The organism is Pseudoalteromonas sp. GW168-MNA-CIBAN-0100 (assembly GCF_040309225.1).
Classification (GTDB): Bacteria; Pseudomonadota; Gammaproteobacteria; order Enterobacterales; family Alteromonadaceae; genus Pseudoalteromonas; species Pseudoalteromonas arctica.
The window spans coordinates 1-246 of the sequence record NZ_JBEOOL010000932.1; the positions used below are offsets into that span (position 1 = coordinate 1).

General features: G+C 44.3%; 1 pseudogene. It reads right to left on the reverse strand.

Annotated elements, in window-relative coordinates:
• Positions 1–246 (reverse strand): annotated as a pseudogene (locus AAEY62_RS24070) (macrolide ABC transporter ATP-binding protein); the annotation flags it as partial.

Consider the following 246-nt stretch of genomic DNA (forward strand, 5'->3'; position numbering starts at 1 on the left):
TGGCTTGATAAGTGATTTACTTTGTCGGCTAAGCCCACGCGCTTTAGCGCCTCAAGGGCTTGCTGTTTGCGTTGTTTGCTAGGGGTAAAGCGGTAAACTAAAGGCTGCATTACATTTTCTAGCGCCGATGCGCGTGGTAATAAGTTAAAGCTTTGAAATATAAATCCGACGCTTTCGTTGCGTTGGTGCGCAAGCTCGGTTTCGGTCATACTTTTTACTAACTTATCTTTTAAATAATACTCGCCG